This window comes from Holdemania massiliensis (genome assembly GCF_022440805.1).
Taxonomy (GTDB): Bacteria; Bacillota_I; Bacilli_A; order Erysipelotrichales; family Erysipelotrichaceae; genus Holdemania; species Holdemania massiliensis_A.
This window is the reverse complement of the sequence record NZ_JAKNTK010000001.1, coordinates 3598272-3613901: the sequence shown is the minus strand read 5'-3', so window position 1 is coordinate 3613901 and position 15630 is coordinate 3598272. Positions and strand designations below refer to the sequence as shown.

Here is a 15630-nt window from a genome sequence, read left to right as displayed (position 1 = left end):
CTCCTTAAATGATATGGATCGCTGCGAGTAAAATACAAATGCCAATGATCCACAAACATAGACTCATCACGGATACTTTGTTTTTCACTAATTTCATGACAACTAAGGTAATAATTACAGAAAGCAACCCTGGAAAAATACTATCGAGAACTGCCTGAACATCGACAGATACCGTGCCGGCATTAATAATCCATGCCAAGTCTGCTTTGACCGTGGTTGAAGTCATACATCCCATCATCATCAAACCAAGAATAGAGGCAGCACTGGTCAACTGTTTTACCAGACCAGAACCAAACAGTTTTTCCAAAGCTTTGTCACCTAGTGTATAACCTAAACGGATACCGAAATATTTGCCAAAGAATTGAGTACCGCCGTAAATCAGGAAAAACACGATAGGCCCTAAGAGTGAACCTGTTGCTGCCAGCGACATACCTATGCCAGCAGCGATAACACGAATTACGGTCATATAGATTGGATCCAAAATGCCAGCCAGTGGACCCATGAGAGAAAGCTTGACATCTTGTACGGCAGAGCCTGGAATCTTGCCTGCAGCATGCTGTTTTTCAAGTCCATAGGCCATGCCGATCAAGAATACAGTACCTGTTTGTTGGCAATTAAAATATTGTGTATGCCGGACATAGGCGGCAATCCGTTCTTCATCGTTATCCTTGTATAGTTCATCGAGTACTGGAGCTAAAGACATTAAGAAGACGTTGCCTTGTGACTGAGCCTGGGTACCGACAGCATTGATAAAACGTGACCGGGAAAGGATTTTATTCAGTGTTTTCTTTTCCTCTTTCGACATGGAAGACTTAACGTCCAGAATTCCGCTCATTGAAATATATCCTCCTCTTCATCAATTGCGGCACCTGTTTTTGCCGCTTTAGCTATCGCAACAGAAATAAAGTAATAGATGATCGCAATTGCGGCGCCCATAACTGCAATTTGAATCTGTGTCATACCAACGGCTTTGCTTAATAAAAATCCGATAAAGAAGAACATTCCTAGCTCTTTGCTCCAAATCATCGATAAAGTAAGTCCCAAGCCGACAGCGACTAGAATGTTTCCTGCAGTACTCAGTCCGGTCATGATGAAGGCCGGCAGCGCCGCCATAACGGCATCCAGAGAATTAACGCCTAAAAAGATACATAGGAATAAAATCAAAGATGTATCTAAGCCGAAGACACCCAGGACGCCCAGCCAGTTTACAAATTCGAAATGTTTCCGGTCACCTTTGGCAGCATAGCCTTGAAGTAGCGGCGCCAGAAAATTCTTAATTGGCTTTAACAAGTTGGTAATATTTTTGATTAAGGTTGCAACAGGTACGGCTAAAACCAAGGCTGCTTCCATATCGGCACCTGTCAGAATGACAAAGGCTACGCAGATACAGGTTCCGATATTCTGATCGGCAGGTTTCTGACCTCCGATCGCATTGACGCCCATGAAAATGGCTTCCAACGTTCCACCTAGGATAATACCCGTTTTTACATCGCCTAGAAGCAGGCCGATCAGCGGACCGACTAATATCGGTCGAGTAATATTGCCGGAAGTCCAGGTAAGTGCTTCAAGCCGGATGGTAAGCCAGTGGCCGAATGTCACCAGCAGGGCAGGTACAAGCATGTTCATGATCTATCCCTCCTAACTTGCTTGTCATAGATTAAGACAGGAAAGCTATTGTCTGCTTTCTGATCAGAAAATTAACTTTCCTCTGCTCTCTGATTTCATTGTAGAGGATTCTGAAGGGATGTAAATCTCGGCAGTTTCACACTTTACAGCGTAATCAGATGAGCTTCACAATTTGAAGTGAACTGAGATGGAAGTGAACTCGCATAGGGATATTTATATAGAAGTTTTACGATGTATATCAGTAGTTTGTTTTAAGAAAAAGCTTGGCATAAAGAAAAAAGCCGATGATGGAGCGATCAGCTTAATTTAGGTAAAGAATAATAAAGAAAGGAGAAATATTATAAAATTACGATGAATGAAAAGAGTATTCTGGCATCTTCGTGTAAAAAGGCCGGATAATATAAAAACTCATACCCAATATCAGAGTTGCAATTGAATGAGGTTTTAGCAATAGAGATATTTAATTATCCTTTTCAGGACAGTGGAATGAAATTAACTCAAACATTTGAATCAGATCAATGTTTTTCTCTTGCTTCTGCATGATTTCGTCGATTAGTACGGGGGCTGATGCTAATTCGTTAAAGAGCAAATGCATGAATTTCAGTTTTATTAGATTCCCGGCAGGATTGTAAGACAGGTAAAGAACATATTTAACGGTGTATTCATACCATTTATAACTATTATCAAATTGAACAAAAACGATACTTTCATTCGCATCAGCTTCCATATCAAAGATAAATAAGACTTCATTCATCGGATTGTATTTTTTTATTTTATCTTTGATTGCGAACCTTTGAATTTTTTGCTGCAAAGCGTCCCAGGAATCAGTAACAGCATAGAAAATCTGACTAATTAAGAGTTGCTTGTTCGTATAATGATAATTCCGGAGATATTGCGCAGACAGCTTTATTTCAAGGTTTTTAAAGGCTTTCATTTTCTGCATTTTTACCAGCGTTGGAATAATTTCAGCCAGATAACTAAAATTTTCTTCTGCAAAAAAAGGAATTTTAAAGGTTGGAATATTGGACTTAATTGCTGAGGGACTGGCAGTGGTCAGAACAAGATCATATTGTTGGAAGTTTTGATTGCGGACATCAAAGGAATGAATGAAATCAATTCGCGCGAACATCGTTGGAAAGTTCCGTTGAAGATAAGTGAGGATTCCTTCACCATAGACCATGCCTTCACCAACTAACAGGGCGGCGTTTAATGGTTGACTGCAGGGAATTAAAGTAATCACAGTTTCAAACATTTGAGCAAGCAGTGTGGTGGTAAAAGACCACATTTTTTTATTGCTAGTTATCAGCGTGACCTGCTGGGCATAGCGAGCGAGTTCGCAGATCACCGGATCCTGAATTACACGCGGATAATAACCACGAAGTCCTACCGGCTGGACAGAAATTTTTTCCAAGCCAAATTCAAAGTAAAAGACCAATCGGAGTAAGACGTTGAGCATGACTGATTCTGAGTGCTTAACGGAAGTGAAAGCGAAATTAAAATCTTTTTTCAGACTAGTGTTGATACTGTGCAAAAAATGTTTTGCTTTGTCTGTATATTCGCCGTAAATCATTAATTCTTCTAGTGTGTAGTTCTTCTCGTTATATAACAACAAAAGAACGGTCAAACCCAAAATTTCACTAAAGAGGATAGGCTCCGGCTGACTTGCGAAAAAATGCCGGCCAATCTTGGCTGCCGCGTGATATTCAGGTGTTGCTTTCAGTGTTGCTGAACAGATGTCTAAGCGGCAGAATTGACCTTTGCTTATGCGATTTTGAGCAAGCAGAAGATAACAAACAAGCCAGGCGGCAGAGTAGTCAGAGATTGCGAAAGTTTCAAATTCTAACTGTGTGATCAGAAAATTTCTGATTTCTTCCGCTTGCGGATCATTAAACAATATATCCAGATCATGGACCGCACTGACAGTTAAATTGGTGTATTCAAGCTTGATCGTCGTATGAATTACATAAAATCTTTTGTAAAATTCTTCACCTTCCAGCTCGATACCTCTTTTTGGAAGGGTAACCAGCTTTAAGTTAAAACGAGAAAATGTATTGTTTTCACGGAATGTTTTTAAGTAAGAAAAAATTACATTTGGTGTGACATGGATGATTTCAGATAGAGCATTGACGCTGAGCGGTGAATCTTGTAAAGCCAGCGCTGCGCGTAATTGTCTTTTCCGGTAATCCATATCGGATTCAAGATTGAGTGAGCGCTGTTCCATTCCGTTGCTATTTAAAAAAAGTTCCAGCTTTGCTTTGTCCAGAATGATACCTTGATAGCCTTTCCGGCGCATGGATATAATTTTAATTCCGGTTTCATGCATACTTAAGTTACAGGCTTGGATATCTTTGATTAGTGTGCGCCTAGAAATTCGAAGCTTCGCAGCCAGGATTTCACCGGAAACAGGATCGGCACATTCTTTTAATAGACGAATCAGTTCTAAAATGCGATCATTTTCCATTTCATTATTCCTCCTTTTGTTGCTTTTCCACTTTTTATTTGGTTGAGTTTTATGGTAATAAATGCTTTTGTTAAAGCGTTTGTAATTATTTTAATTATAAATATTGCGAGCTGATAAGTCTACTTTAACCTTGTTTGGATGTTTGCTGTGGCAATGAGAAAAATGTTTTCATGGATACGATGAAGATCAAATTCTAAAGCTGATAGAATTAACGTAAATTGACAATTTCCCCAGTTTGTAGGAAACATGAAAAACACTCTTGCATTTTATAGAGAGTGGAGTATAATCTGTTCACATAGTTAAATATTAAGGTGCTTAACTATTTAGACAAAAGAGGTGATCGACGTGAATGAACAGGAAATCGCTCAGAAGATTCTGCGGCTGGCTTATGTCTTTCGTCAGCGCAGCGAACCCCGCGGCCGGAAGAAACTGACGATGAACCCCCGCGACATGATGATTCTGCATGGCATTATCCATCTCAATCCCGAAGGGATGATCAAGATGAGTCAGATCAAGGATTATTTTCATGTCAGTCCAGCCGCCGTTTCCCAGGGCATCCGCTCCTTTGAGCAGCAAGGCTGGGTGGAACGAGTCATTCTTGACAGCGACCGGCGCAGCGTCTACATTCAGATTACAGAAAAGGGACGTCAGCTGATGCAGCAGCGGGAACAGGAGTTCTGCGAACAGATCGGAGCGTATTTCCGCTATCTGGGCGAAGCCGACAGTCTGGCTTTGGTCCGAATTCTGGAGCGGACGGTCGATTATTGTCAAAACCCTGCGAACTGCGGTTCTAAGGAAATGTGAGAAAGGAGTAACCTATGGTCAAATATCTTAAGCCGTTCGCGTTATCCATCGCGGCGGTCATTGTGCTGTTGTTTGCCCAAGCTCAGTGTGAACTGGCGTTGCCGGATTACATGGCCGATATCGTCGATGTCGGAATTCAAAGCAGCGGGATCAGCAGCGCGGTTCCGGAAGTCATCCGGGAAAGCGAAGCGGAAAAGCTGTTTCTGTTTATGAATGAAGAAGACCGACAGCTGTTTCAGTCTAGCTATACTTTAGTTGAGGCAGGTCAAGCCAGTGCTCAGCAGATCAAGAAAGCCCCGACGGCCGAACAGGAGCCGGTTTATTTCCTGAATTCGCTGGAGGAGGAGCAGCGCAGCCAGCTGAGCGCGGCACTGTCGCCAGCGGAAATGATTGTTCTGACAATTCCGAGCCTTAAAGAAACCGAGGCCTTTCAGGAATTGAATCTGCCGGAGGACGTAGATCTGTTTTCCCTGCTTTCGCAGATGCCGCAGGAACAATTCGACGCGGTTATGACGCAGATCAACGCCGGCATTCAGGATGCGGCTGAGAATGCTTCAACGGTAGCGTCGGCTCAATTTGTCAAAATGGAATATCGGGCGATCGGCATCAATACTGATTCCATTCAGCTCAACTATATTTTCAGCAGCGGTCTGCGCATGCTGGGGGTTGCTTTGTTCGGCACGATCTGCGCGATCGTCGTCACCTTCCTGGCATCAAGGATTGCCGCCGGCGTCTCACGCAACCTGCGCTTAGCGGTTTTCAGCAAGGTTGAGAACTTTTCTTCGGCGGAGTTCAACCAGTTCTCCACCGGCACGCTGATCACCCGAACGACCAATGATGTCCAGCAGATTCAGCAGGTTCTGGTCATGTTTATGCGGATTGTCGTCTACGCGCCGATCATCGGCATCGGAGCGATTATCAAGGTGCTCAATACGAATGCGTCGATGACCTGGATTATTGCTTTGGTCGTCGTAATTATCATGGCGATCATGGGCATTGCCTTTGCGGTTGTTCTGCCGAAGTTCTCGATCATCCAGAAGCTGCTTGATAAGATGAACGCGGTTCTGCGTGAGTTCCTGGACGGTCTGCCGGTTATCCGGGCTTTCAATACCCAGGCACATGAAGAAAAGCGCTTCGACAAGGTCAATAACGAAGTCACCAAGACCAATCTCTTTGTCCAGCGGACCTTGGCTTTATTGATGCCGATGATGATGCTGGTGATGAACTGCGTCGGCATTCTGATCGTCTGGGTTGGCGGTCATCAGATTGATATGGGAACGCTGCAGGTTGGCAACATGATGGCGTTCATCCAATACAGCATGCAGATTATCATGGCGTTCTTGATGATTACGATGGTTTCCGTTATGCTGCCGCGGGCAGCGGTTTCGATCAAGCGGGTCATGGAAGTGCTCAACTGTGATCTTTCCATCAAAGATCCGAAACAGCCGAAGGCTTTCGATCCTGCTCAGCATGGCTATGTGGAATTTAAGGATGTAGCCTTCCGCTATCCGGGTGCTGAAGAAAATGTCGTAGAAAACATTTCCTTCTTAGCTCGTCCGGGACAGACAACGGCCTTTATCGGCTCGACCGGTTCCGGCAAGTCAACGATCGTGAACCTGGTGCCGCGCTTCTTTGATGTCACGGCCGGCTCGATTGAGGTTGACGGCGTGGATATCCGGGAAGTCAGTCAGCAGGAACTGCGGCATAAAATCGGTTATGTTCCGCAGAAGGGCATGCTGTTTTCCGGAACAATTGAATCCAATCTACGCTATGCCGATGAAAATGCCGACTGGACGCAGCTGAAGAACGCGGCGGAAATTGCTCAGGCCAGTGAATTTATTGATTCCAAGCCGGAAGGTTATGATTCCCCGATCGCTCAGGGCGGCACCAATGTGTCCGGCGGTCAGAAGCAGCGGCTGTCAATTGCCCGTGCGTTAGTCCGCAATCCGGAAATCTATATCTTTGACGATTCGTTCTCGGCGCTGGACTTCAAGACCGATGCCGCGCTGCGCAAGGCTTTGAATGAATTGTGTGAGAAGACCGGCAGTACTGTACTGTTGGTCGCTCAGCGGATTTCATCGATCATGCATGCGGATCAGATCGTGGTCATGGATAAAGGCCACATCGCCGGCATCGGCACGCATGATGAGCTGATGAAAACCTGCGAAGTCTATCAGGAAATTGCGTATTCGCAGCTGTCAAAGGAGGAATTGGGTCATGACGAACACTAAACATAATCCGAAACCGACAATGCGCCGCGGTCCGATGGGCGGGGGTCATGGAATGCGCGGCACAGGCGAAAAAGCCAAAGATTTCAATGGGACAATGAAACAGCTTCTGCGCTATATCAAGCCTTATTCGCTGTCGATGTTCTTTGGCATTCTGTTTGCGGCGGTGGCCACGGTGATGACCGTTGTCGGACCGAAGATACTCGGCAAAGCGACGACGGAGCTGGCTGTTGGACTGCATGCCAAAGCGGTTGGTACAGGGGGAATCAACTTCGGCCGGATCGCTGAAATTCTGATTTTCTTACTGTGTCTGTACGGCTTATCCGCCTTGTTTAATTATTTCCAGCACTGGCTGATGGCCGGCGTCGCGCAGAAAGCTTCCTATGATCTGCGTAAAGCGCTGGCGGAAAAGATTGACCGGCTGCCGTTTAAATACTTCGACGGTCATTCCCATGGTGATCTTCTGTCTAGGGCGACCAACGACGTCGATACGGTATCGCAGACGTTAAATCAATCTTTGGCTAATATTATTACCGCTATGGTTCAGCTCATCGGCTTTACGATCATCATGTTGTCGATCAGTTGGGAAATGACCTTGATGGCCTTCTGTGTCCTGCCGCTTTCGGCAATTCTGGTTCTGCAGATCGTCAAGCGTTCGCAGCGTTTCTTCGCTCGTCAGCAGGCGGCTTTGGGCGCGGTAAACGGACATATTGAAGAAATGTATTCCGGGCATATCGTCATGAAAGCCTTCAACGGTGAAGCCCGTTCAATTGAAGAATTCAGCGAGCACAACCAGAAGCTGTATGATTCAGCCTGGAAATCTCAGTTTCTAAGCGGCATGATGCAGCCGCTGACCACCTTGATCGGCAATATCGGGTATGTCGGCGTTTGTATCTTGGGCGGCTGGCTGACGATTAAGGGCGCTATTGAAATCGGTGATATTCAGGCGTTCATCCAGTATGTCCGCAACTTTAACCAGCCGATCAATCAGCTGTCGCAGGCAGTAAATGTGCTGCAGTCCACCGCCGCGGCAGCGGAACGTGTCTTTGAATTCTTAAATGAAGAAGAAGAAATAGCAGAAACCGAAAATCCGGTTCCGGTTCGCGACCGGCATGGAAAATCGCTGATTCAGGGACAGGTTACTTTTGAAAATGTCCATTTCGGCTACAATCCGGATAAGATCATCATCAATGATTTCTCAATGTTCATCAATGCCGGCAAGCGTGTGGCGATCGTCGGTCCGACAGGCGCCGGCAAGACGACGATAGTTAAGCTGCTGATGCGCTTCTATGAGCTGAACAGTGGTACGATCTATGTGGATGGTCAGGATATCCGCAATTACCGGCGGTCTGATCTGCGTTCGTTGTTTGGCATGGTGCTTCAGGATGCCTGGCTGTTTAACGGAACGGTGATGGAGAACCTTCGTTACGGACGGCTGGATGCGACGGATCAGGAAGTCATCGCGGCGGCGAAGGCAGCGCATGTCGATCACTTCATCCGGACGCTGGATCACGGCTATCAGACGATGATCGACGGCGATTCCGGCAATATTTCTCAGGGTCAGAAGCAGCTGTTGACAATCGCGCGGGCCTTCCTTGCGGATCCGAAGATTCTGATTCTTGACGAAGCGACTTCCTCTGTAGACACCCGGACCGAAGTTCTGATTCAGAAGGGAATGGAAACCTTGATGAAAGGCCGGACAAGCTTCATCATTGCCCACCGTCTGTCAACGATTCGGGATGCCGATCTGATTCTGGTTATGAAAGAAGGCGACATCGTCGAAGCCGGAACGCATGATTCTCTGATGACGGACAATGGGTTCTACGCTTCCCTGTATAATTCACAGTTTGAAGATTGTGAATAATCATCACTCAGTTTCATTGAAGACTTGGTCTGACGGCCAGGTCTTTTCTTATTGCGGAACAAACGCTTGACATCAATAATTCAAATGAATATCATGAAGCTAGATAAGGCTGAAGCCAGCCCAGCAAGGAGGGGGAAAGATGATTTATATTACAGGCGATACGCATGGCCGGTTTGAGCGCGTCGAGCAGTTTTGTAAAAGTCAGAAGACAAAACCTCAGGACATTTTAATCATTCTCGGCGACGCTGGAATTAACTTCAGCGGAGGACTGCGGGATCAGGAAAAGAAGCAATTTCTCAGTTCTCTTCCGATCACGCTTTTCTGCATCCATGGCAACCATGAGAAACGGCCTCAGACCATCGCAGGCTATCAACTTCAAGAATGGCACGGTGGTCAGGTTTACGTGGAAGCGGAGTATCCTCATCTCTGTTTTGCCAAAGATGGCGAGCTCTTTGATCTGGATGGAAAACGAACGCTGGTCATCGGCGGAGCCTACAGTGTGGATAAGTGGACTCGGTTAATGTATGGATTCGGCTGGTGGCCGGACGAACAGCCAACCGATGCGATCAAGGCGGATGTCCAGCGGCAATTAGAACAACAAAATTGGAATGTCGATGTCGTCCTGAGTCATACTGTGCCGTTAAAATATGAGCCAACAGAAATGTTTTTGGAGGGCGTTGATCAAAGTCAGGTCGATAAATCGACGGAACAGTGGCTGGATCAGATTGAAAGCCGACTCACTTATAGAAAATGGTATGCCGGACATTATCATACCGAAAAAGAAATAGATCAATTAGAAATCATGTTCGAAAACATTAAAGAATTCAGCCTGTGATTTCGTTCTTGTCAGCCCGCAAATTGAGTTCTGCGGGTTTTTCTATGAATTCAAAGTGAAAGATGCAGGATTAAAAATTTCAAAAAACGAATGAGAGTCTTACATTTCCATGACTTTGCGCCGGCGCAGCATCCAACCGAAAAAATACCGTGTATAATAAAATTAGGAAAGAACTCTGAACCTATTCTGCAAAGACTGATGAACGAAATGATCCTCGAAAGCAGAAATCATAAAATAGAATCATAGAACTTTAGGATCTCTGCTGAAAGGAACAATCAGCACTTTTTCGGTATTTTCTCAAGGTTGAGCGTCATGTTCGTCAGTACAGGATGAATCACATCTCAGGTGTTTTCCGAATAACTTGAATGCAAAGGAGGGATATCATGAAAAAGAAAAGAGGGCATTCGATTTTGATCGCAGGATTGTCGCTGGGCATGTTCTTCGCGCTGCAGCCTGTTGCAGCTCAAACGCCGTCCATGGAACAGAAGGATCAGGCTTCAATTCGTTTTGCGGATCCGGTTCATTTGAATTGGAATACGAATCTCGATCTTTCAAAGAAACAAACCTCTCAAACTAACGGTGAGGTGATTATCGCTTCCTTTGACCCTTTGCCGCCTGCTGTAGCAAAACAGAGCGTAGCTGTCGGTACACCGGAGAATAAGCTGAATTTGCCAAAGACTTTGACCGGTCTGGAGTCACTTGAAGACTTGGCAGTGAAGATTGAGGTAACGTGGAAAAGCAAAGGCGATGCTTATGATCCTTCCAAGGTTCAAGATTATACGTTCGTTGCCGAATTAAGCGCGGGATATCGTCTTGGCGAAACGGCCAGTCTGCCGGAAATCACTGTGACAGTGACCAATTTCCAGCCAACGACACTGCCGGAAAACTATGTGCGGCTGACGATGCAGCCCGGCGAGCTGGAAGAGAGAATCCAAAAAGAACAGGTAAAACCGGAGAAGATTGAAGCGTTGTTCATTGAAGGCAAAATGAATGATACCGATATCCAGTATCTTCGTGCAAACCTGACAAATTTGAAGACGCTGGACTTGAAAGAGACATCTCTGAGCAAGCTTTCAGCCCAGGCGTTTCAGGGGATGACAAAGCTGGAAACCGTTGTTTTGCCAGATACGTTAACGAAGATTGAGGCCCAAGCTTTTGCCGGATGCACCCAATTAAAATCCTTGAATTTGTCCAAGGTCACGTCCATCGGCGAGAGTGCTTTTGCGGACTGTGCCGCTTTAGGGGCTGTGGATCTTTCCCAGGTACAAGCGCTGGGAAAGAAAGCTTTTGCCGGCTGCACACAGCTGACGTTGGCGGCCAATACGCAATTCAACGAAGCGCTGAAGCAGATCAGTGAATCCGCTTTTGAAGGCTGTAAAAATTTATCAGAAATCAACCTGTCTCAGGTTGCGGAGATCGGTGCCAGTGCGTTTAAGAACTGCGAAAAGCTGACATTAAAAGCCGGAACCGGATTGAATGAAAATTATACAACAATTAATGATTCGACCTTCTATGGCTGCAGCAGTCTGACCACTGTAGATTTATCGCATGTCACCTCCATTGGAGCCAGCGCTTTCGATCAGTGCGGCAAGCTTGGCGAAGTCGATTTATCCCAGGTCACGACCCTGGGGGATTCCGCTTTTGAAGGCTGCGGTTCGTTGAAGCTGAAAGCGCAGACGAACTTGAATCCAGATTTAAGCGCAATCGGCAAGCGGACCTTCGCTCAATGCTCATCCTTGAGTCTGATTGATTTGTCCAAGGTCCAAACGATCGGTGAGGGAGCTTTTGTGGGCTGCACGTCGATCAGCGAAGTCAATTTGCTTAAGCTGACAGAACTGGGCGCGAAAGCCTTGAAAGACTGCACGGGACTCAAAGTTCTGGCCCTGCCGCAGAACAAGCCGAATTGGAGTGCAGATTCCTTTGAAAATGTTCCGGCGGTTCTGTTGATGTTTGAAAACGGCAAGGCGTATTCAGATTTGTCCGGTCTGCCAAACGGTTCGGCAGCTCCGGTCATTGAAGGTAAGGATATTCAGGCTGGTGAAACGCTGGAGCTGACGGTTAAGCTTCCAGTCAGCATCAATGTGACGTATCAATGGAGTTTTAACGGGACCGCGATGACCTCTCAAACCAATTCAACACTAAAAATTGATCAGGCTCAAGTCAGCCATGGCGGAACCTATCAATGTGATGTCACTTGGGGAACCTGGGTTCAGCGGGCGGAAAAGGCTGTTAAGGTAACTCCGAAACCGACCCCATCTCCAACCCCAACGCCAACCCCGACGCCAACGCCAACCCCTCAGCCGGCACATGAACATGATTACGGGCCGATGCAGTCCGATCCGACGTGGCATTACCGCGAATGTGTGGACGGCGACGGGGCGAAGGCCGAAATCGCGGAGCATACGCCGAGCGATTGGATTATTATTGAAAAGGCGACGGCGACCAAGGCTGGAAGTAAAAAGAAAGTCTGCACCGTCTGCGGAAGACAGCTGGAATGGCAGGCCATCCCGGCAACAGGTCCGGAATACACATTCAAAACGCTGAAATCTAAGGAAGCTCAGCTTGAGATCCGCGGTGATTTTTCTGCCAATGCCAGTCTGGCGACAACCGCTGATTTACCGCATAAAGAAGGAACCTGCGATGCCTGCGACGCGATCCGTGAACAACAAAAAGCTGCCGGCTGGCTCACGGGTCATCGTCTGCAGCTTAAAGCCGGAAAGTACAAAGGCGATCTGACCGTCGAAATCACAACGGATAAAAAAGACGGAACCGAAGTGGAACTGTGGATCTGCCAGGATAAAACGTTGGTGAAGGAAACGAAGAAGGTCAAGTCAGGAACAGTTTCGATCACTTTGAAAACCTGGCCGGATTATATTGGACTTTCGGAAGTGCCGGTGAAGATCAGCGGTCTGCCGGGTTCGCTGTCATTAACGGTTGGTGAACAAACTACGTTAAAACCTGTCCCATCGGGCGGAACCTGGGAATATGACCACTCCATTCTGGAAGTAACACAGAACGATGACAGCTTCACGGTAAAAGCTCTGCAGGTAGGAGAAACAACATGCACCTATTCGGCAGAAGGCGATCAGTACAGTCTGAAAGCACAGGTGAAGGAAAAAGCCGCAGACCCGGCACCGGAGACGAAAAAAACCGGAAGCATCGTTCCGTTTGCGATTGGGATTCTGGTCTTTGCGGCCGCCGTTCTGATCGTCGGAGCCGTGTTCCTGAAGCGTCAGATTGACAAATCGCAAGGCTGATCTGAAAGCATCATCAATTCAATTTTAATTCTCATCAACGCAGCTGGACAAACGGCTGCGCTGATTTTTTAATAGGAAAACGTAAGATTCAAAACTGTAAGAGCACTTCAAGAAGCCAAGATAAAGCGTTATTTTTAAAGCAGTCCTTGGATGGGCGCGCAGAGGCTTCTTTTATCATGTGACTTACTGTTCAATTTCTATGTTGTTTTGTTATAATGTTCTCAGTTCGGTTATGAAGACAGGGGGAATTGGTTATGGATAATCTGATCATTGCCAACATTGCGCTGGATCTTTTCTGTTTGATCTTATCTTTGATTCCGATTATATACCTAGTGAATGACCGGCGTTATCAATACAAGCTAAATCGTTACTTTTTAGGGATCAGTATTGCCAACGGCACAATGATCATAGGCGATTTGGCAGATTGGTGTATTCGAGATGTCACAACACAGAATCTGAGCAGGATTCTCGCTTTGCTTTCTCTGTTGTTTTACGTTAGTTCTGCCTTTGTCCTGTATTTTTTTGCCCGATATATTGCCGAATATCTAAAGCTGACAACCAAAACAAGGAGAAATTTTTTGACTGTTGTTACATTGTTGTGCGCAGTCCAGATATTTTTTGCGGTACTCAGTCCATGGACCGGCGCTTTTTTCCATATTACCGAAAATGGATATCAACGGGGCTCGCTGTTTGTGATTTCCCAATTGGTACCGTTATTCTGTTACCTCTCCTTTACTTTTCTGGTCATTTTGTGTCGGAAAAAACTGACGTACCGGGAATTAATTTTCTTTCTGCTGTATATTTTTATACCTTTGGGAGCCGGTGCTCTGCAGATGTTTTTTCGGGGAATTGCGGTTGTCAACGTTGGCGTTACGCTGGCGCTGTTGTTTATTTTTGTCAACATTCAGTCAGAGCGGGATCTGTTGATTAAGCAGCAGGAAAAAGAATTAATGGAATCCCGAATTGAAATCATGCTTTCTCAGATTCAGCCGCATTTTCTGTATAATGCCTTAACTACGATTCGTCAGCTTTGCGATGCAGATCCCAAACAAGCGAAGGCGGCTATTCATGATTTTTCCTGCTTTCTGCGGGGAAATATGGATGCGTTAAAAAGTAAGGCACCGATTCCTTTTGAACAAGAGCTTTATCATGCGGAAAACTATTTAGCACTTGAACAGCAGCGGTTCCAGGATCGTCTTTGCGTCGTTTATGAGATTACCGCCCGGGATTTTTCCATCCCTTCCCTGACGCTGCAGCCGATTGTGGAAAATGCCGTGCGCCATGGTGTTTTAAAACGGGAGGAAGGCGGACAAATTATCATTCATACAGAGGAAACAGCGGAAGCTTTTCTTGTTCAGGTTACTGATGATGGACCGGGAATTTCGGATGACAGCATGGCGGGGGATTCGCATTCCCACATCGGTATTGAAAATGTACGGAATCGATTGGCAATTCTCTGCCGGGGAACATTGACCTTGCAAAGCAGGGAGGGCGTAGGAACTGTCGTCACGATCACGATTCCCAAAGAGGGGGTGATCGAATGAATTTGATTGCGGTTGATGATGAACCTTTCGTATTAAAAGATCTTGAAGAAGCCCTGAAGGAAGCTGTTCCTCAAGGAACGCTGCATTGTTTTACTGCCCCCAGCAAAGCCTTAGCCTATATCCGCAGCACCTCGATTGATGTGGCCTTTCTGGATATTGAGCTGGGCAGTATGAATGGACTTGTTCTGGCAAAGATAATAAAAGATATCTGTCCCCAAGCGCATATCATTTTTGTAACCAGTCATGAACAATATGCTTTGGGTGCTATTCAGATGCATGCCACCGGGTATTTGATGAAACCCGTTACGGTGGAGGATCTGCAACGGGAACTGACCTTTATTTACGGCGATGTTTCACCGCACCGGCAGATAAGGGTGCAGACATTCGGCGGCTTCGATATCTTTGTGGATGAAAATCCAGTTCTATTCAAACGGGCCAAATCCAAAGAGCTGCTTGCTTATTTGATCGACCGGCGCGGGATCAGTGTGACAGCGGCGGAAGCCTGTGCGGTATTGTGGGGAGATGCTTCCATCGATTCACGCAAGAAAGGGTATTTCCGCATTGTGGTGAAAGGCTTGCGGGAAGCCCTGCGGACGGCTGGGATTGAAGACATTCTGCTTCGTTCCTGGAACAGCCTTGCGATTATCCCCGATCAGCTGGACTGCGACAGCTATCATTTTCTGGAGGGCGATCCTCAATTTGTAAACAGCTATCGCAATGACTATTTATGCTGCTACGAATGGGCCGAGTTCAGCCTGGGTTCAGTCTTATACAAGAACGAGTGAGAACTTCTAAGCGGAAGTTCTTTTTCATTGGCTCCTATTTGTAACGGGTTTGTAACGGGCGATATGCTAAGATAAAAAACAAAGGTGGTGAGATCAATGCCGATTTTAATGATGGACAGGCGAGGGGAGTCCCCAGACAATCATGACTTGGGAATACAACTTCATTTAAAAGCTGGACTGACCTCGATCCACATTCCCAAGCAGATTCAATCCTGATGAAAAAGTG

The 15630-nt window shown here is 46.1% G+C and carries 10 protein-coding genes; 7 read left to right on the top strand and 3 right to left on the bottom strand.

What is annotated here, in order from left to right:
* Nucleotides 1-4 precede the first annotated feature (4 nt).
* The 3 genes from MCG46_RS16660 to MCG46_RS16650 all read right to left on the bottom strand — a co-directional run bounded on the left by MCG46_RS16660 (nt 5) and on the right by MCG46_RS16650 (nt 4087).
* Nucleotides 5-835: a PTS system mannose/fructose/sorbose family transporter subunit IID gene (locus tag MCG46_RS16660; protein WP_240280982.1), complete on the bottom strand. Its 831-nt coding sequence runs from the start codon at nt 833-835 to the stop codon at nt 5-7.
* Nucleotides 832-1626, bottom strand: coding sequence for a PTS mannose/fructose/sorbose/N-acetylgalactosamine transporter subunit IIC (locus MCG46_RS16655; RefSeq protein ID WP_240280981.1), 795 nt, complete (start codon nt 1624-1626; stop codon nt 832-834). The genes MCG46_RS16660 and MCG46_RS16655 overlap by 4 nt, the downstream gene beginning before the upstream one ends.
* Nucleotides 1627-2086: 460 nt before the next feature.
* Nucleotides 2087-4087, bottom strand: coding sequence for an HTH domain-containing protein (locus tag MCG46_RS16650; protein WP_240280980.1), 2001 nt, complete (start codon nt 4085-4087; stop codon nt 2087-2089).
* Between the two features lie 345 nt (nt 4088-4432).
* Here MCG46_RS16650 and MCG46_RS16645 point away from each other — a divergent pair, with 345 nt between their 5' ends.
* The 7 genes from MCG46_RS16645 (at nt 4433) to MCG46_RS16615 (ending at nt 15404) form a co-directional block, all read left to right on the top strand.
* A complete protein-coding gene (locus MCG46_RS16645; protein WP_020225477.1) occupies nt 4433-4891 on the top strand; it encodes a MarR family winged helix-turn-helix transcriptional regulator in 459 nt (152 codons plus the stop codon).
* Nucleotides 4892-4905: 14 nt separating this feature from the next.
* Nucleotides 4906-7122 (top strand): ABC transporter ATP-binding protein, encoded by a 2217-nt coding sequence (locus tag MCG46_RS16640; protein ID WP_240280979.1) that lies wholly within the window; start codon nt 4906-4908, stop codon nt 7120-7122.
* Nucleotides 7109-8983 (top strand): ABC transporter ATP-binding protein, encoded by a 1875-nt coding sequence (locus tag MCG46_RS16635; RefSeq protein ID WP_240280978.1) that lies wholly within the window; start codon nt 7109-7111, stop codon nt 8981-8983. Before MCG46_RS16640 ends, MCG46_RS16635 begins: the two co-directional genes overlap by 14 nt.
* Before the next feature lie 139 nt (nt 8984-9122).
* Nucleotides 9123-9818: a metallophosphoesterase family protein gene (locus MCG46_RS16630; protein WP_240280977.1), complete on the top strand. Its 696-nt coding sequence runs from the start codon at nt 9123-9125 to the stop codon at nt 9816-9818.
* A 383-nt stretch (nt 9819-10201) separates the two neighbouring features.
* Nucleotides 10202-13075, top strand: coding sequence for a leucine-rich repeat protein (locus MCG46_RS16625; protein WP_240280976.1), 2874 nt, complete (start codon nt 10202-10204; stop codon nt 13073-13075).
* Between the two features lie 254 nt (nt 13076-13329).
* Nucleotides 13330-14619, top strand: coding sequence for a sensor histidine kinase (locus MCG46_RS16620; protein WP_240280975.1), 1290 nt, complete (start codon nt 13330-13332; stop codon nt 14617-14619).
* Nucleotides 14616-15404 (top strand): response regulator, encoded by a 789-nt coding sequence (locus MCG46_RS16615; RefSeq protein WP_240280974.1) that lies wholly within the window; start codon nt 14616-14618, stop codon nt 15402-15404. The genes MCG46_RS16620 and MCG46_RS16615 overlap by 4 nt, the downstream gene beginning before the upstream one ends.
* Nucleotides 15405-15630: the final 226 nt, after the last annotated feature.

Coding starts and splice junctions, on each gene's coding strand:
- MCG46_RS16635 (WP_240280978.1), top strand. CDS start 7,109: ATGACGAACACTAAACATAATCCGAAACCGACAATGCGCCGCGGTCCG.
- MCG46_RS16630 (WP_240280977.1), top strand. CDS start 9,123: ATGATTTATATTACAGGCGATACGCATGGCCGGTTTGAGCGCGTCGAG.
- MCG46_RS16660 (WP_240280982.1), bottom strand. CDS start 835: ATGAGCGGAATTCTGGACGTTAAGTCTTCCATGTCGAAAGAGGAAAAG.
- MCG46_RS16655 (WP_240280981.1), bottom strand. CDS start 1,626: ATGAACATGCTTGTACCTGCCCTGCTGGTGACATTCGGCCACTGGCTT.
- MCG46_RS16625 (WP_240280976.1), top strand. CDS start 10,202: ATGAAAAAGAAAAGAGGGCATTCGATTTTGATCGCAGGATTGTCGCTG.
- MCG46_RS16620 (WP_240280975.1), top strand. CDS start 13,330: ATGGATAATCTGATCATTGCCAACATTGCGCTGGATCTTTTCTGTTTG.
- MCG46_RS16615 (WP_240280974.1), top strand. CDS start 14,616: ATGAATTTGATTGCGGTTGATGATGAACCTTTCGTATTAAAAGATCTT.
- MCG46_RS16640 (WP_240280979.1), top strand. CDS start 4,906: ATGGTCAAATATCTTAAGCCGTTCGCGTTATCCATCGCGGCGGTCATT.
- MCG46_RS16650 (WP_240280980.1), bottom strand. CDS start 4,087: ATGGAAAATGATCGCATTTTAGAACTGATTCGTCTATTAAAAGAATGT.